Origin of the sequence: Algibacter lectus (assembly GCF_900112395.1) — a bacterium.
Taxonomy (GTDB): Bacteria; Bacteroidota; Bacteroidia; order Flavobacteriales; family Flavobacteriaceae; genus Algibacter; species Algibacter lectus.
On sequence record NZ_FOLN01000002.1, the window covers coordinates 391,517 to 409,536 of the forward strand.

Annotated in this window: 12 protein-coding genes; 6 read left to right on the plus strand and 6 right to left on the minus strand. The window is 33.7% G+C overall.

Annotated features, from left to right (window positions below):
• The 4 genes from BM246_RS04755 to BM246_RS04770 form a co-directional block, all read right to left on the minus strand.
• Complete coding sequence (locus BM246_RS04755) at positions 1 to 366, minus strand: hypothetical protein (RefSeq protein ID WP_052415523.1); 366 nt, start codon at positions 364 to 366, stop codon at positions 1 to 3.
• Positions 367 to 369: 3 nt separating this feature from the next.
• Positions 370 to 1,686 (minus strand): 4Fe-4S dicluster domain-containing protein, encoded by a 1,317-nt coding sequence (locus BM246_RS04760; protein WP_074936136.1) that lies wholly within the window; start codon positions 1,684 to 1,686, stop codon positions 370 to 372.
• Between the two features lie 7 nt (positions 1,687 to 1,693).
• A complete protein-coding gene (locus BM246_RS04765) occupies positions 1,694 to 2,635 on the minus strand; it encodes an MlaD family protein (RefSeq protein WP_074936139.1) in 942 nt (313 codons plus the stop codon).
• Between the two features lie 69 nt (positions 2,636 to 2,704).
• On the minus strand, positions 2,705 to 3,802 hold the full coding sequence (locus tag BM246_RS04770; protein WP_042506470.1) for an N-acetylmuramoyl-L-alanine amidase family protein: 1,098 nt from the start codon (positions 3,800 to 3,802) through the stop codon (positions 2,705 to 2,707).
• Between the two features lie 164 nt (positions 3,803 to 3,966).
• On the opposite strand from BM246_RS04770, the gene BM246_RS04775 reads away from it, so the two are divergent.
• A complete protein-coding gene (locus BM246_RS04775; RefSeq protein WP_042506468.1) occupies positions 3,967 to 6,720 on the plus strand; it encodes a putative LPS assembly protein LptD in 2,754 nt (917 codons plus the stop codon).
• 96 nt (positions 6,721 to 6,816) lie between these two features.
• Entirely contained in the window at positions 6,817 to 7,197 is a 381-nt protein-coding gene (locus tag BM246_RS04780; protein WP_042506467.1) for a RidA family protein, read from the plus strand.
• A gap of 16 nt (positions 7,198 to 7,213) precedes the next feature.
• On the opposite strand, the gene BM246_RS04785 is transcribed toward BM246_RS04780, so the two are convergent.
• The gene (locus BM246_RS04785) at positions 7,214 to 8,611 is read right to left on the minus strand and encodes a response regulator (RefSeq protein ID WP_074936141.1); all 1,398 of its coding nucleotides are present in this window, start codon (positions 8,609 to 8,611) and stop codon (positions 7,214 to 7,216) included.
• 139 nt (positions 8,612 to 8,750) lie between these two features.
• Between BM246_RS04785 and BM246_RS04790 the strand changes: the two genes are divergently transcribed.
• The 4 genes from BM246_RS04790 to BM246_RS04805 all read left to right on the plus strand — a co-directional run bounded on the left by BM246_RS04790 (position 8,751) and on the right by BM246_RS04805 (position 16,803).
• Positions 8,751 to 9,791 (plus strand): GMP reductase, encoded by a 1,041-nt coding sequence (locus BM246_RS04790; protein ID WP_074936144.1) that lies wholly within the window; start codon positions 8,751 to 8,753, stop codon positions 9,789 to 9,791.
• A gap of 215 nt (positions 9,792 to 10,006) precedes the next feature.
• Positions 10,007 to 13,339, plus strand: coding sequence for a transglutaminase family protein (locus BM246_RS04795; RefSeq protein ID WP_074936146.1), 3,333 nt, complete (start codon positions 10,007 to 10,009; stop codon positions 13,337 to 13,339).
• A gap of 12 nt (positions 13,340 to 13,351) precedes the next feature.
• Positions 13,352 to 15,910 carry a circularly permuted type 2 ATP-grasp protein gene (locus BM246_RS04800; protein ID WP_074936148.1) on the plus strand — a complete coding sequence of 853 codons (2,559 nt, stop codon included), beginning with the start codon at positions 13,352 to 13,354 and terminating at the stop codon, positions 15,908 to 15,910.
• The gene (locus BM246_RS04805) at positions 15,910 to 16,803 is read left to right on the plus strand and encodes a transglutaminase family protein (protein ID WP_074936150.1); all 894 of its coding nucleotides are present in this window, start codon (positions 15,910 to 15,912) and stop codon (positions 16,801 to 16,803) included. The genes BM246_RS04800 and BM246_RS04805 overlap by 1 nt, the downstream gene beginning before the upstream one ends.
• On the opposite strand, the gene BM246_RS04810 is transcribed toward BM246_RS04805, so the two are convergent.
• On the minus strand, positions 16,800 to 18,020 hold the full coding sequence (locus tag BM246_RS04810; protein ID WP_074936153.1) for an ATP-binding cassette domain-containing protein: 1,221 nt from the start codon (positions 18,018 to 18,020) through the stop codon (positions 16,800 to 16,802). The genes BM246_RS04805 and BM246_RS04810 overlap by 4 nt on opposite strands.

Below are 18,020 nucleotides of genomic sequence, written 5' to 3' on the forward strand. Positions count from 1 at the left end.
TTAATTATTTGTATTTATGTCTTCTTCTTCTATATCAAAATTTTCTCTTTTTAAACCCGCTAAATCCTTTTTTGAAACTCTAATATATAAAGCATGTTTAAATGTGCCGTTTGTAAGTCGAACATTTTTATCATTACGAATTAAAAACGTTCTTCGGTAAGCCTCTTCTGATAGTTTTTCTATTTGAAACTCTGAGCAATAATCACAAAATACTTTTTTAACCTTAATTTCTGATGGATGACTATCTACATAGTCAATCGCAGCATAAACCTTTATTTGCAGTGAATCTTTTTGGTATCCAACCTGAGATTGAACCCGATTAAAACAAAATAAATTTATAATTAATATGGTTAAAGCGTATCTCATCCATTATTTTTCATCTTTCCAATTCAAACGGTCCATTTGGTTGTATGGCCATGGCGCTCCGTTGTTCTCAATATTCGTCATCATGTTATTAAGTTCTGTTGGTGCCGCACTTTGTTCCATCACTAAATAACGACGCATTTCAATAATTATTGATAATGGATCTATACTCACTGGGCAAGCCTCTACACAAGCGTTGCAACTAGTACACGCCCAAATTTCTTCGTTTGTAATGTAATCGCCAAGTAATTGTTTCCCATCATCTTTAAATTCACCATTGTTGGCATCGATATTTTTACCAACTTCTTCTAGACGGTCACGCGTGTCCATCATGATTTTTCGTGGTGATAATTTTTTACCTGTTAAATTTGCAGGGCATTCGCTAGTACAGCGTCCGCATTCCGTACATGTATAAGCATTTAATAAACTTACCCAACTTAAATCTTGCACATCGCTAGCTCCAAATTTAGCAGGAACTTCATCAACATCACCTTCTGCAGGTGCAGCAAATGGATCGGCATTCGGATCCATCATTAGTTTTACTTCATTAGTTACCGATTCTAAATTGTTGAATTGGCCTTTTGGTGTTAATTTGCCATAAAACGTATTTGGGAACGCTAATAATATGTGTAAATGCTTTGAAAAATATAGATAGTTTAAGAAAATTAAAATACCAACAATATGTATCCACCAAGCACTACGCTCTATAAAATGCAACGTTGTTTCAGGTAAACCTGAAAACATTGGTGCAATATATTGACTGATAACGTTTCCTGAGTTTAACCCTTGGAAATGCAAATCGGTAGCATTCATTATTAAGAAAAGGCTCATTAAAACCATTTCGAAATACAGAATGATATTTCCATCGCTTTTTGGCCAGCTAGTCATTTCACTTTTCCAAAAACGTTGAATTTTAATAACGTTTCTACGTATCCAAAATACAATTACAGATACAAAAACTAGACATGCTAAAACTTCAAAAGTCCCTATTAAAAAACCGTAGACAGATGTTGGCAAAACACTTAAACCTATACGGTGTGTTCCAAAAAGTCCATCGATTATAATTTCTAGAACTTCAATATTTATAATAACGAAACCGACATAAACCACAACGTGCAGAAATCCTGAAACAGGACGACGCACCATTTTACTTTGTCCAAGAGCAATGCGTGCCATGTTTTTCCAACGTTCGGGTTTGTTATCGCTAACATCAACATCTTGACCGAGGTTAATGTTACGGAATAGTTTTTTTACATTTTTTGCAAAATATCCAATGCCACAAAATAAAATTATAGCGAATACTATGTTTGGTAAATATGTCATTTAAATCTTAGTTAGTTTCTGGTTCTTGGTATGGAATTTCTTTCTTAGAAAGAATTCTAGTATAGCGGTTTGGGTGTAATTTAAAATCTAACAATAGAGACTCTAATTCTGCGGTTGCACCTTCTAAATTATCGTATAAATCGTCGTCTTTTAATAGTTTGCCCATGGTACCTTCTCCCTTTTCTAGGTTTGCCATAATGTTTTCAAAACTCGCTAGCGTAGTTTCTAAATTCTTCATGGTAGCTGCTAAATCTGTTTTAGAAAGTTCTCCTGTCATTTTAGCCAAATCGTTACTTGCACTTTCAGCATTAGTTAAAACTGTAGTGATTTTAGATTGATTGGTTTGCATGATATTATTTAAAGCTTTTGAAGTGCCTTGAAAAGAATTCATGGTTTCACTCAAACTAGCCAAACTAGACTTTAAGTTTGCCTTTCCTTTTTCATCTAAAACATCATTTAAATTAGAAATTAAAGCATCGGCACTTGTAAGCATAATTTCAATTTTAGCTTGTAACGGTGTTAATTGGCTTGCTAATGCATCTGTTAAACCTGCTTTTACTTTTCCTGTTAACATAGCTCCATTTTCAGCTGTTTCTGCATTATCAAAAGCCGGTATTATAGCCACGGCTTTTCCGCCTATTAAACCAGTATCATATAATTGTGCAGTACTGTTTTTTGAAAATTCAAAATCGTTATCCACCAATAATTCTACTAATAATTTGCCTGAACCATCGCCTTTAAATTTCAAACTAATAACTTTTCCAACGTTAAGACCATTTATAGTTACAGGTGTTGCAGGTGCTAAACCTTCAACATTATCGTAAACTGCGTAGTAGGTTTTAGAACTATCTAACAGGTTTTGCCCTTTTAGGTAATTAAAACCAAATATGAAAAGGATAATTCCTAATAATACTAATATGCCTGTTTTTACTTCTCTAGATATTTTCAAATTGTATTTTCTTTAAATAACAAAGACAAATTTAAGATAATTTTAAAAAGAATGCTCTTATTTTCTGAATTACCTTTTTAAAGCTTCAGTAAGACTTATCTTTTTACCGTTCTTGAAAGCTACAACAAAACTAGATTTATAGCCTTTACTTTTTGCATCGCTCACCAATTGCTTTGTTTGTGTATAATTTGATGTAGAACCATAGTAATACTTGTATAAGTTACCTGTTTTTTCTTTAGAAATGGCAGATAATCCTTTAAAATTATAAGGTTTTGTAGCTATGGATTTTGAACTTGCCGCTATTTGTACTTTAAAAGTAACGTCCTTATATATGTCATCACTTGTTGATGCCGTTTCTTCAACTTCATCTTCAAAAACAGTATGGGCTACATTTTGTTCTATTGATGCCTTATATTGCAAAATAGCATCTGTAATAGCCTTAGACATATCTTGTTGTCCTTTTTTCGAATTTAAATACGCACCTTCTTTATTATTTGTTAAAAACCCCAACTCTACCAAAACACTTGGCATTACCGTTTGATGTAACACAATAAATCCGGCTTGCTTAACACTTCTATCTTTTCGTTTTAATTTACCAACAAAATTACTCTGAATTAAACTTGCCAATTGAATACTTTGATCTAGATAATCTTCCATACCCATCATGATACTAATTGCCGATTCTGGCGAATTAGGATCGTATCCCGCATAATTTTGGTGATAATTATCTTCTAATAAAATCACCGAGTTTTCCTTTTTAGCAACTTCAAAATTAGTATTGTTTCTGTGTAAACCTAAAACAAAAGTACCTGCTCCATAAGCTTGAGAAGTGTGAGAATCGCAATGCACAGACACAAATAAATCGGCCTTAGCCTTATTTGCGATTTTACCACGAACAAATAAATCTATAAATTTATCTTCCTTTCGGGTATAAATAACTTCAATATTTGGGTTCTTTTCTAAGGCATTTCCAATAGATAAAACCACTTTTAATGCAATATCTTTTTCTTTATATCCATTACCCATATTACCAGGGTCTTTACCGCCATGCCCTGCATCTAGTACAACAACAAACTTATCGCCGTCGTTATTTCCATTATTTGCATATGAAGAAAATGTTAATACTAATATAAAAGATACGAAAAGTAATAAGGTGTTCGTTTTCATGAGATAAATCAGATTGTGTTTTAAACCGGTGTATTAAAAAATACGGCTATTTTTAAAATTAAAAGCATGCCATTTAAAAAATAGTAACGATTAAAATACTCGGTTTAGTTTAATTTAAAATTTTTCTAAGAATATAAAACATTCACAGAAAAATATATGTAATTTTGGCTTTTCAAAAACCGAGCCATACTTTTACAAAAATACATTTAAAAGCGTTGCAGACAAACAACTTTAATATACTTTTTGCACTAAGTTTTACCATGTTTATTAACATGCTAAGCTTTGGGCAGGACATCAAAAAAAAGACGGATTCTATTAAACCTTCTGTTGAAAATCGGGTGACAATAAAAACCGATAGTGTACTAGCACCAATAATTGATGAAAAAGTTCAGGATTCCACTAAAACCGATTCTATCAAACCTAAAAAAGGTCTTTTAGAAAATAAAGTGGTTTACAGTGCGGTAGATTACACCACCTTCAATCAAATAAAACACAAACTGTATTTATATAATCAAGCCAAAATTGATTATGGTGACATGAACATTTCTGCAGGAAGTATTATTGTAGATTATACAACAAACACCGTTCGTGCTCGAGGTATTATTGATACTACTGGTGAATACACTCAAAAACCTGTATTTACACAAGGAAGTAGCGTGGTAGAGCCCGACTCTATTGTTTTTAATTCAAAATCTAAAAAAGCACTTATATATAATTCTAAAACCGAGCAAGGTGAAGGGACTGTAATTGCTAGTATCACAAAAAAGGAAAACGATTCGGTTTACTTCTTAAAGAACGCAAAATATACAACAGCTGAAAACCTTGAAGATCCAGATTATTATATTAAGCTAAGAAAAGCAAAAATTGTTCCCGGTAAAAAAATTGTAACAGGCTTAGCTAACTTGTTTATTTACGATGTACCAACACCAATAGGATTACCTTTTGCCTTTTTCCCTCAGACCGAAACACATACATCAGGTGTTATTTTACCTAGTTTCGGTGAGCAAAACGATCGAGGTTTCTTTTTACAAAACGGTGGATACTATTTTGCAATTAACGACCATGTAGATTTAACTGTTTTGGGAGATTATTACACTAATGGAAGTTACGGACTAAGAGTTGAAAATACTTATGCAAAGCGCTATAAATACAGAGGTAATGTAGCTTTTAGATATGAAAGTTTAATAACGAGTGAACTTGGTTTTTCCGATTATGCTAAAAACACCTTATACAACTTAAGATGGTCTCATAGCCAAGACGCTAAAGCTAATCCTAATTCACGTTTTTCTGCCTCGGTAAACCTTGGTAGTAGCAATTATTATAGCGGCTCTTTAAACCAAGTGAATATTGCAAACCGATTTAATAATACATTATCATCTTCGGTTTCTTACTCTAAAACTTTTCAAGGGGAACCACAGGTTAATGTTAGCTTAACAGCGACACACTCTCAAAATACGCAAACAGAAACCATTAATATGACGTTGCCTACACTGCAAGGTAGTATTGGTAGAATGTACCCTTTTGCTCCAAAAACGGGTTCTAAAAAAGGGATTATTCAAAATATAAATTTACAGTATAATCTGCGTGGGGAAAATAGAATTGAAACTACAGATTCTTTATTCTTTAAAAAGGAAATGTTCGACGATGCTCAAGCAGGATTTCAACATAGTATCCCGTTAACCACAAACTTTAAGTTATTCAAATATTTTAGTATGAGTACCAGTGCAAACTTCAATGAAGTTTGGACATTTAAAACTATTGATAAAAGTTTTGATACTACAACTAGAGAAACCGTTACTGAAACAGTAAATGGCTTCGATTCTTTTAGAACTTATAATTTCTCTACTAGTTTAGGTACAACTATTTACGGTATGTTCGATTTTGAAAAAGAAGGTAAAGATCCTAAAATACAGAAAATTAGGCACGTTATGCGCCCTGCTATTAGTTATAATATCAATCCTGCTTTCGATAAATATTATGATACTTACGAGGTTGTAAGTGCAGATGGCGAAACCAAAGAAGATGTATCCTTTACTAGATTTGAAGAAAGTATTTTTGGCACACCAGGTCAAACATTTTCTAGCTCTATGGGTATTTCATTATCCAATAATATAGAAGCTAAAGTACGCGATAAAGATAGCACGGCTACCGAGCCTAAAAAGGTGGTTTTACTTAATAACTTAAACTTTTCTACATCTTATAATTTTGCTGGAGATTCTTTACAATGGAGCCCAATAAGAATGAGTGGTGGTACACAACTTTTCGATAATCAATTAAGTTTGAATTTTGGAGCAACTTTAGATCCTTACGCTCTGGATAACAACAATAATAGAATTGATACTTTTAATGTTGATAACGGCGGAAGCTTATTTAGATTAACTAGTGCAAACATGACTGCTAGTTGGTCGTTATCTAGTGATAAAAAAGGCAAAAAAGATTCTAAAGACGACGATAGAAATCGTGATGAAAACTTGCAAGGTGGTGGTCGAGACGATGACATGTTTGGTGTATCTCAAGATTTCTCTAAACCTATCGCTAAAAAAGACGATGAAGATAAAGACACTAAAAGCGCCCTTTATCGCTATAAAATCCCTTGGAGTTTACGTTTAGCGTATGCAGTAAATTATTCTAACTCTACAAGGCAAAACGAAATATCATCGCACTCATTAATGTTCTCTGGAGACATTCAATTATCAGATAAATGGTCTATTGGAGCATCATCTGGTTACGATGTTAAAAACAATGGCTTCACCTCTACTCAACTACGTTTTGAACGTGATTTAGAAAGCTGGAGAATGAACTTAAGCTGGGTTCCTTTCGGAACGTATACCTCATGGAACTTTTTCATCGGTATAAAATCTAGCCTTTTACAAGATCTTAAATACGAAAAACGTAAATCTGCCGATGTACAACTTTAAAGTTAAGATGTTATATTTTTGTTTACACAGAAGTATATAATTCTTATTTTTATTGCTGAACTTAAACGATTTTCAACCTGATAAATAATTTTACTGATGAAAAAAATAATCACTACTACTGAAGCTCCAGCGCCTATAGGCCCATATAACCAAGCTGTATTAACAGGAAACACATTATATACTTCTGGGCAAATAGCTATTAACCCAGAAACTGGTGAGCTTGTTTTAGAAAATATTAAAGCTGAAACTACACAGGTAATGAATAACCTAAAAGCAGTTTTAAAAGCTGCTGATATGACTTTTGAAAATGTTATTAAATCGACGATTTTTATTAGTAATATGGACGATTTTGTAAACATCAACGAGGTTTACGGAAGTTATTTTGACGACGCCACAGCACCTGCACGCGAAACCGTACAAGTCGCTAGACTGCCTAAAAATGTAAATGTAGAAATTAGTGTTATCGCAATAAAATAGATAACACCCTTAGATTCTAAAGCGCATACTTATCCAACAACTCTTTTAGTTTTGGTAACTCAAGAGGTTTTGCTAAAAATTCATTAGCACCGGCTTGTTTTGCGCTTTCAATATCTTCTTCAAAAGCACTTGCTGATACGGCTATAATTGGTGTTTTATGTTGTTGATACTTTTTGGTTTTTATAATCTCACGGGTGGCTTCATAACCATCCATATCTGGCATATAGATATCCATAAAAATCATATCGAAATCTAATATTTTATAAAGTTCTACAGCTTCTAAACCGTTTTTCGCAAACGTACAATCGGCACCTTGCTTCTCAAGTAAAAACTTAATTACTTTTTGATTCATTCTATTATCTTCCGCAACCAACACATTAAATTTAGCATGAAGTCCAGGTGTTGCTTCTTCAACCATTTTAATATTAAGTGTCTTTTTTAATTGAAGACTAAAATAAAAAGTTGAACCTTCGTTCTCTTTACTTTCAAGCTTTAAGGTTCCCCCCATTAGCTTAACTAACTTTCTCGAAATAGAAAGTCCTAAACCAGCACCGCGATAATCTTTAATAATAGAAGCCGGAATATTAGTATCATCATCAAAAAAGCGCTTAACCTCGTCAGATCGCATCCCTACTCCAGTATCCTTTACATAAAATGTTACAATCTGTTCATGATCTATTCCCACAGTTTGATCGATAATAATAGAAATCTTCCCTGCATTAGTAAATTTAATAGCGTTATTAATCAAGTTAATTAAAACCTGTTGTATTCTAGACGAATCGCCATATACTAAAGATTTATCTTTTTCTTCAAACAAAAATTTAAAATCAAACTCCAATCCTTTTTCCCAGGCTTGGTATTCAAATACTTTAAATAGGTTACCTAAATCTTGTTTTAAGTCTATAGCGATAAAATTCAGTTTAACATCAGCACTATCAACTTCTGCATTATCCGTAACCATTTTCACCAACTGCAATAAATGCATGGATGAAAATTCTGCAATTTCTACCTGAGCCACCTGATCACTATCCAAATTGGTTTGTTTTAGCATATTTAGCATACCTAAAACCGTGTTAAGAGGCGTTCGCACCTCATAACTCATGTTCGCTAAATAGATTGATTTATGCTCGGCTAAATTTTCAGATTTTTCTAAATCTGTTTTTAATTCCTTTATTCTAGATGTTAAGTTTTCTTTTATTACTTCATTCTTTAACAAACTCTTTAAGAAGAATTGCAGAGCAAAAACCTGAATAACAGCTACTATAAAAAGAAATAAGGCCGCTAATTCCGCATAAATTTTATCATCAACAAAAAGATAACCAATGATTAAAATAGCCGCAATAGAAGTGAATATTGAAAAAGATAATTTCTTTTTAACGGTAATATACTTTACAGACTCCGGGATAAAATTCATTTATAATTGGCAGGTTAACAAATCAAAAAAGATAATGATTAAAACACTAATATAATTAATTAGTCATTCATTGTTCTATTCTTTTTGTTTAAATTTAAATTTTCTTTTAATAATTTTCAATAAAACACAATCGATAGTAATGCGCATAGAAAACGAAATAAAATTAGGCTTTAAAGATGTTATGTTCCGCCCAAAAAGATCTACTTTAAAAAGCAGATCTGAAGTAAGTTTAGAGCGTGAATTTAAATTTTTACACAGCACTACAGTTTGGAACGGCATCCCGATTATGGCTGCTAATATGGATACGGTGGGCACTTTTGAAATGGCCAAATCTCTTGCTAAAAAAGGACTTTTTTCTGCCATACATAAACATTACACCGTTCCTGAATGGAAAGCTTTTTTATCTTCAATTTCAGAAAATCATTTAAATCATATTGCAGTTAGTACAGGTATTGGTAAAAACGATTCAGAAAAACTTGCTGCTGTATTTGCATTAAAACCAGAACTAAAATTCATCTGTATTGATGTAGCAAATGGCTATTCGGAATATTTCGCAGATTTTGTAAAAAGCACCCGAAAACAATATCCAGATAAAGTAATTATTGCTGGCAACGTAGTTACTGGCGAAATGGTAGAAGAACTAATTCTATCTGGTGCCGATATTGTAAAGGTTGGTATTGGTCCAGGATCTGTTTGTACTACTCGTGTAAAAACCGGCGTTGGTTACCCACAACTTTCGGCAATAATAGAATGTGCAGACGCTGCTCATGGATTAGGCGGACACATTATTAGTGATGGTGGTTGCACAACTCCTGGTGATATTGCCAAGGCTTTTGGCGCAGGAGCCGATTTTGTTATGCTCGGTGGTATGCTTGCAGGACACGACGAAAGTGGCGGTGATATTATTGAAAAAAACGGCAAACAGTTCCGAAAATTTTACGGAATGAGTTCCTCAACAGCTATGGATAAACATGTTGGAGGTGTGGCAGAGTATCGTGCTAGTGAAGGCAAAACGGTTGAAGTGCCCTATAAAGGTCCTGTTGACGTTACTTTGCAAGATATTTTAGGAGGTTTACGAAGTACCTGTACTTATGTTGGGGCATCTCGATTAAAAGAACTTACCAAACGTACCACATTTATTAGAGTTAACGAGCAGGAAAATAGATTTTACAATCATTAATATTTAGTGATTTAAAAAATGATTTATCAAAAAAGGGATAAACAATCCTAAAACTCATCAAATCATCATTTTTTATCTGCATAATTTTCAATGTTTTAATACTTATAGTAAAGCGTCTAGTTTTATTCAAAACCACTATTTTACAATGAAAATTAATGTATTTTTATAAGAATCTTTTTTACTAATAAATTCATTCATAATAAACCAAGAAATTTATGGCGTTAAAAATTGTAATCTCACACAAAACAAAGTACAAGTATGATAGACCTATAAATCTATCTCCACATATTTTTAGATTACGTCCTGCCCCACATAGCAGAACGCCAATTGAGGCTTATTCAATAAAAATTAAACCCGAAAATCAATTTTTTAACTGGCAACAAGATGCCTTTGGTAATTATTTAGCGCGATTAATTTTTCCTGATAAAACGACCGAACTTTCTGTTGAAGTTGAAATTATTGCCGATTTAAAAACCATAAATCCTTTTGACTTTTTTGTTGAAGAAGCTGCGGAAGAATACCCGTTTACTTATAGTGACACCATTAAAAAGGAACTTCTACCCTATTTAGAAATTACCGATAATGGTCCGCTTATTCATGAATTTATTAAAACTTTAGATTATACGCCAAGAAAAACAATCTATTTTTTAATTGATATTAATCAGAAAATATACGAGTTCTTAAGTTATAATATTAGACTCGACCCTGGAGTACAAACTTGTGAAGAAACATTGCTTCAAAAAAACGGATCATGTCGTGATTATGCTTGGCTCTTTGTACAAGTATTGAGACATTTAGGCTTTGGAGCACGTTTTGTTTCAGGTTATTTAGTACAATTAAAATCTGATGAAAAATCGCTTGATGGCCCTTCTGGTCCTGAGGAAGATTTTACAGATTTACATGCTTGGGCAGAGGTTTATTTACCTGGTGCTGGTTGGATTGGTTTCGATGCTACATCGGGATTATTAGCCGGAGAAGGTCATATTCCATTAGCTTGTACCCCTTCATTTGAAAGTGCTGCACCGGTTTCTGGAATGACAGATATTTGTGAAACTGAATTTGAATTTGAAAATTCTGTAAAACGCATTTTCGAATCGCCTCGTGTAACAAAACCCTACACAGACAAACAATGGAACGACATTTATAAACTTGGTTTTAAAGTTGAAAAAGAACTAGAAAAAGGAGATGTACGTTTAACCATGGGTGGCGAACCGACTTTTGTTTCTATTGATGATATGGAATCGCCTGAATGGAACACAGATGCCGACGGACCACATAAAAGACAACTAGCAGACGACTTAACGAAGCGCCTATTTAATAAATTTGCTAAAGGCGGATTTTTACATCGCGCACAAGGTAAATGGTATCCTGGAGAACCTTTACCACGTTGGGGAACGGAGCTTTGCTGGCGTAAAGATGGTAGAGTAATTTGGCATAACGAAAAATTACTTTCAACCTTTGCTGATAATAAAATTGTACCCGAAAATGCCGATAAAATATTCTTAGAAACCTTAACCAAATATTTAGGTGTTACTGATAAAACAATAATGCCTGCCTTTGAAGATGCTTTTTATTTCCTTTGGGAAGAAGGTAATTTACCAACAGATATTGACCCAAGAGAAGATAAAGATGGCTCGTTAATTCAAAAGAAATTAGGAGAAATATTAGAGCAAGGCACAAATAAAGTTGTTGGGTATTTAATGCCTTTAAACAATAGTTTTGGTCAATGGCACACGTGTACATGGCAATTTAGACGTAATCATTTATTTTTAACGCCTGGTAATTCACCAGTTGGTTTACGTTTACCTTTATCATCATTAGTGCATAAATCGGAATATGAAGAATTTCCAAAATTCGAACCCGATCAATTTACCAAACGTGGCAGATTCCCTAGCTATAAAAAAGTAGCAACCAATAGATATGCAGCTTTTGTTAACGGCGAATTAGAAAGTCCGAAAACTAATTATTTTATTAGAACCGCACTTTGTGCCGAGGTTAGAGATCAAAAACTATATTTATTTTTACCGCCATTAGATTGCGCTGAATTTTACCTCGACTTACTTTCTTCTATAGAAGCTACAGCAAAAGCATTGAACATACCGGTAATTTTAGAAGGTTATCCAGCACCAAAGGATAACAGATTGGAGTCCTTAAAAATCACTCCCGATCCTGGTGTTATTGAAATTAATGTGCATCCAGCCAAAAACTGGGACGAGTTAACTAAAAACACTTTTACGCTTTACGAGGAAGCAAAACAATCGCGTTTAGGTACCGAAAAGTTTATGCTCGATGGAAAGCACACGGGGACAGGTGGCGGAAACCACGTAACTTTAGGAGGCATATCTCCTGCGGATAGTCCATTACTCCGTAAACCTAGTTTATTACGAAGTTTATTAACCTTTTGGCAACATCATCCGGGGCTTTCTTATTTATTCTCAGGATCTTTTATTGGTGCAACCAGCCAAGCACCAAGAATAGATGAAGCGCGTATGGAAAACCTATACGAACTTGAAATTGCCTTTAGTCAAATACCTAAAGACGGCGAGGTTCCATTTTGGTTAACCGATAGATTGTTTAGACATTTATTAACCGATTTAACCGGTAATACACATCGTGCAGAATTTTGTATTGATAAACTATATTCACCAGATTCATCATCGGGGCGTTTAGGTATTTTAGAGCTTCGTGCTTTCGATATGCCACCACATCCACAAATGAGTTTAATGCAAAATTTACTGGTACGTACTTTGGTGGCTTGGTTCTGGAAAAAACCTTACGAGCATGATTTAGTACGTTGGGGGACAGAATTACACGATAAGTTTTTAATAGAACATTTTGTGCGAGAAGATATAAAAGACATTGTAAACTCTCTAAACAAAGCTGGATACCGCTTTAAAGAAGAATGGTTTAATCCTTTTTTCGAATTTAGATTTCCTTTACATGGTATGGTAACTATAAACAACATTCATATCGAACTTCGTGCAGCCATTGAGCCTTGGAATGTTTTAGGTGAAGAAATGACTGGCGGCGGAACGGCACGTTATGTAGATTCATCTTTGGAACGAATTCAAATTAAAGTTACTAATTTTACAGAAGAAAGATATGTTGTAACTTGCAACGGTGTTAAAGTAAACCTTAAAGCAACCTCTGTAAAAGGAGAATTTGTGGCAGGTATACGTTATAAGGCATGGGATCCGTATTCTGCATTACACCCAACTATTGGTGTAGATTCTCCTCTTGTTTTCGATATTGTTGACACATGGAACAAACGTTCTATTGGTGGTTGCACCTATTTTGTATCACATCCTGGCGGACGTTCTTACGACGTACATCCGGTAAATAGTTACGAAGCAGAATCTAGACGAATTAACCGTTTTTGGGAATCTGGGCATACGCAAGGAGAAATCGATCCGATAAAAGAAACTATAACAGATGATAATACATCAAGCATTACCGTTAAAAAGAAAGGAAGTTCTAAAAAATTCAATTATAAAGAATTACCTGTTAATTTTGAGTTTCCTAACACAACAGATTTAAGAAAAAAGTAATTAATAAATTAAATGACCATAGATTCAAATACACTATTTCAGAATTATTTTACCAATCATAAAAATTATGATGAAGTATTGAAATCTAATATGAAAATTAACCCAGAATGGGGTGATTTACTATCTAATTTAATCACCGCAGGTCCTGACGAATTAATTTCTAGACAAAAAGAAATTGATTGGTTAATGGACGAAAACGGTGTAACCTACAACGTTTATAACGACCCAAAGGGCTTACACCGTGCTTGGGATTTAAGCATTGTGCCTTTTTTAATCCATGATAAAGAGTGGCTAACCATTGAAAAAGGTTTAAAACAACGCGCTGAGTTACTCAATTTAATTTTAAAAGATGTTTACGGTAAACGTGAGCTTATAAAAAATGGTATTGTACCTCACGAAGTATTGTTTGCTCATCGTGGTTTTTTACGCCAATGCGATCAAATAAAATACAACACCTCCAAAGATTTACTAATTCATGCAGCCGATTTAGCAAGAGGCCCAGATGGCCGTATGTGGGTGGTTAACGATCGTACGCAAGCACCTTCTGGTTTAGGTTATGCTTTAGAAAACAGATTCGCCATGAACAAGGCGGCATCAAATTTATTTAACGGTATAAATGTAAAACAACCAAGCGATTTTTTTCAGGATTACAACCAAATGCTTATTGATGCGGCTCCTAAAGATATCGATAATCCAAACATTGTTATACTAACATCTGGTCCGCATAACGAAACTTATTTTGAGCATGCCTACATGTCTTCATTTCTTGGCTATCCTTTAGTAAAAGGAAACGATTTAGTGGTTAGAAATGGTAGAGTTTGGATGAAATCTTTAAAAGAATTAAAGCAAGTTCATGTTATTTTAAGGCGTGTAGATGATGTTTACATGGATCCTTTAGAACTTCGTGAAGATTCTTATTTAGGCATCGCAGGTATTCTAGATGTTATTAGGCAAAAAAACGTAAGCATTGTAAACCCAATAGGTAGCGGTGTTTTAGAAAACTCTGGACTTATCCCGTTTATGAATGCTATTTGTAAGTATTTTTTTAATGAAGAATTACTGCTTCCGCAAATAGCCTCTTGGTGGTGTGGACAAGAAAAGGAACGAAATCATGTTTTAAAGAACATAAAAAAATATGTTGTAAAACGAATTGATCGCTCTAATAGAGAAAGTATATACTTCTGTGAATTTTTAAATGAAGCTAAACTAAATAAATTAAAAGAAGAAATATTAGCAAATCCTTATCGATTTGTAGCACAAGCAAAAATACAATTTTCTACTGCGCCAGAATTTATTGAAGGTAAATTAGAGCCGCGCAAAATAATGTGTAGAACCTTTGCTATCGCCAAAAAAGATGGTTACAGCATTATGCCAGGAGGTTTAGTACGTGTTGCCGCAGAGCGGGAGAACTTAATAGTATCCAACCAAAGAGGTGGCATTAGTAAAGATTTTTGGATTGTTAGTGATACGCAACAAAACTACTTCCATAATTATGCTTGGGATAATACATTTAGAAACCCTGTATCAGATATAAATGATTTACCTAGCCATACCGCAGAAAACTTATTTTGGTCTGGTCGTTACTTGGGGCGTGCTCTAGTCACTTCTCGCCTATTGCGCATGTGTTTAAATAGTATGCAAAGTTCGCAATATAAAAATGGTGAAGTTCCTCCCGAAAATTTAAAAATTATTTTTGAAGCCATAACAGGAATCACCCATACTTTACCGGGCTTTGTGGGTAAAGGCAAAGAAGACGTGCTTAAAAACCCTTTAAAAGAACTAAACGCACTTGTTCTAGACAGTTATAAAGTAGGTTCGTTAGCACAAACTTTAGGTAGTTTCAATAATTCCTATTACACCTTAAGAAATTTATGGTCTAAAGATATGTGGCGCGTATTCGATGGTATCAAAAAACTATGGAATAAGCATGATAAAGACAAAGAATACTCGGTAGCAGCATTAATAAAATTACTCGATAGCACCATTACTCGCCTTATTGCTTTTATGGGGTTAATAGAAGAAAGTATTTTAGTAGACCAAGGTTTACTTCTTTATTTTATTGGTTTGCAAACCGAACAAGCAAGTTTAACCATTGCAAAATGCAGATCTTTAATTGTAGCGAGTTATGACGAAGATTTAGAATATGAAATGCTTGAGGCTTTATTATCTAGTCATGAAAGTTTAAATATTTACCGTTACAGTTACCGATCTTACCTAAGTGTTGAAAACGTGGTAAAATTAGTTATACTTAACGATAAATACAGCCGTTCTCTCACCTATCAATTAAGTCGTATTTTAAAAGATATTGGCAAATTACCATTACCAACTGGGATTACGGGTAACTCAAAATGTTACGATTTAATTCATGAGGCCAATCAAATAATTCTAAAATCTAATATCGATACATTATTAGAATTAGATGAAACAGAAGCTGTAAGAGAGAATTTAGAAGATATGCTTTCTGAACTTAGTGAATTATTGCATCAAACATCTTTATCTATTTCTGATACATATTTCAATCATTCATATCAACAAAATCAATTGGTTAATCAAAACTTTCCACTTCAATAATGGTTTTTCAATTATCACATACCACAAGTTACAAATACGGCAATGGCGTAACATTTTGTCATAATATCGCGACCTTAAAACCACGTGATTTTTTGGGACAAACCATTTTAAGTTACGACTTGGAAATTAGTCCGAAACCAACAGAAATATCTGAACGTACTGACTTTTTCGGAAACACCATCACCCGTTTTTCCATACAGCAATACCATAAAGAATTAAAAGTAATTGCAAAAAGCAAAGTGCTTCGTGATTATACTTTGGCTCCTGATATACATAAATCTGAAAGTGGTTTAACTATTACTTTAGATGAAGCCAAAAAGGAATTAAAATCTATTTCACCTGAAATTTTAGAAGTAAAACAGTTTTTATTAGAATCTATTTTAATTGCTAAAATATCCAAAAACATCAGAGACTACGCCTTAAAGTCTTTTAAGCCAGACCGACCTATATTCGAAGCGACTTCAGAATTAATGTTACGCATTTTTACCGATTTTGAGTTTAATTCAAATGCTACCAATGTGGCTACTCCTATCCAAGAAGTTATGGAAAACAAGAAAGGAGTTTGTCAAGATTTTGCGCAAATAGGGATTGCATGCCTGCGATCTATTGGCTTACCAGCTCGTTATGTTAGTGGCTATATAGAAACATTACCGCCTCCTGGAAAAGAAAAACTAATAGGAACCGATGCATCTCACGCATGGTTTTCTGTATATATTCCAAAATTTGGATGGGTAGATTTCGACCCTACAAATAATCAAATACCACAAAACCAACACATTATTGTGGCTTATGGTCGTGATTATTATGATGTACCACCATTAAAAGGTGTTATTTATAGTTCTGGTGCCAATAAAATGAAAGTAGCAGTAGATATTAGACCTGCGGTAGATTAATCGATTACACGCCCTGTAGAACCTTGTTCTGTTGGAAGTAATTCATAAATAAAATCAGGATCTAAATTAGCTTCTTTTCTATGAGATACATATAGAATAGCTGTATCAGTTTCTGTTGCTATTTTATTAATCAATTCGCAAAATAAAGCGGCATCACTATCATCTAAACCATTAGTAGGTTCGTCTAAAATAAGCAACGGAGGGTTTTTAACCATCGCTCTTGCTATTAAAACCAAACGCTGATGTCCGCGCGAAAGCGATAAAAAACATTGTTTTCTAATATCGAACATATTTAAAACCCGTAACCAATGCTGCGCGATTTTTATTTGCGCATTGGTTGGTGTTTTATACAAACCAACGGTATCAAAAAAACCAGAAGCAATCATGTTACCAATGGCATCTCGGCGGGTAAAACCGCGAAGCATTTCTGAAGAAAAATAACCTATTTTCTGTTTAATATCCCAAATACTCTCGCCACTCCCCTTTTTTACCCCAAATAACGTAATGTCTTGTCCGTACGCTTTAGGATTATCCCCAAAAATCATACTTAGTATCGTACTTTTACCAGATCCGTTTGGTCCCATTAATTGCCAAAATTGTCCAGATTTTATTTCCCATGAAATGGAATTTAAAATAGAACGTTCGCCGTAATTAATAGATACTTGATTAAACTTAACTAAAGGATTTAAAATTTCGGGTTTATCATGATACTCTACCGTAGGCAAAGCTTCAATAAAATAAAAAGGTTCTGTTTTATTTTCTGTATTTGAAAACTCAACTAACTTATTATTTTCTACCTGATATATGCATTTTATAAAAGGAAGAACATCTAATTTTCTATTTGCTATTTGAACAATTGAAGTTGTTTCGCTTAAAGCAGCCAACTCCTTTTCAATATATGCTTGTGTAGCAACGTCTAAATTGCCAAAAACATTATCGATTACTAAATAATCGGGTTTTTGAGCTATTATATGATCGAGAAGTGCTTTTTTTCGTTCACCTTCTGAAGAATGAAGTAAACTATTTTTTGTTTGGGTAGCTACGTTCTTTTTGCCGTGACGTATTTCTTCATCTATAAATTTATTTAAAATTACTTCAGAAAAAAGTGCACCCTTTAAACTTGAAAAACCAGAAATTAGTTCTCCAAAAAAAATAGTTTTGATAAGGCTTTCCTTATCAAAACTATTAGATATATAAATTGCTAAATGCTTTTGCAT

Coding starts and splice junctions, on each gene's coding strand:
- BM246_RS04755 (WP_052415523.1), bottom strand. CDS start 366: ATGAGATACGCTTTAACCATATTAATTATAAATTTATTTTGTTTTAAT.
- BM246_RS04760 (WP_074936136.1), bottom strand. CDS start 1,686: ATGACATATTTACCAAACATAGTATTCGCTATAATTTTATTTTGTGGC.
- BM246_RS04770 (WP_042506470.1), bottom strand. CDS start 3,802: ATGAAAACGAACACCTTATTACTTTTCGTATCTTTTATATTAGTATTA.
- BM246_RS04780 (WP_042506467.1), top strand. CDS start 6,817: ATGAAAAAAATAATCACTACTACTGAAGCTCCAGCGCCTATAGGCCCA.
- BM246_RS04785 (WP_074936141.1), bottom strand. CDS start 8,611: ATGAATTTTATCCCGGAGTCTGTAAAGTATATTACCGTTAAAAAGAAA.
- BM246_RS04790 (WP_074936144.1), top strand. CDS start 8,751: ATGCGCATAGAAAACGAAATAAAATTAGGCTTTAAAGATGTTATGTTC.
- BM246_RS04795 (WP_074936146.1), top strand. CDS start 10,007: ATGGCGTTAAAAATTGTAATCTCACACAAAACAAAGTACAAGTATGAT.
- BM246_RS04800 (WP_074936148.1), top strand. CDS start 13,352: ATGACCATAGATTCAAATACACTATTTCAGAATTATTTTACCAATCAT.
- BM246_RS04805 (WP_074936150.1), top strand. CDS start 15,910: ATGGTTTTTCAATTATCACATACCACAAGTTACAAATACGGCAATGGC.
- BM246_RS04810 (WP_074936153.1), bottom strand. CDS start 18,020: ATGCAAAAGCATTTAGCAATTTATATATCTAATAGTTTTGATAAGGAA.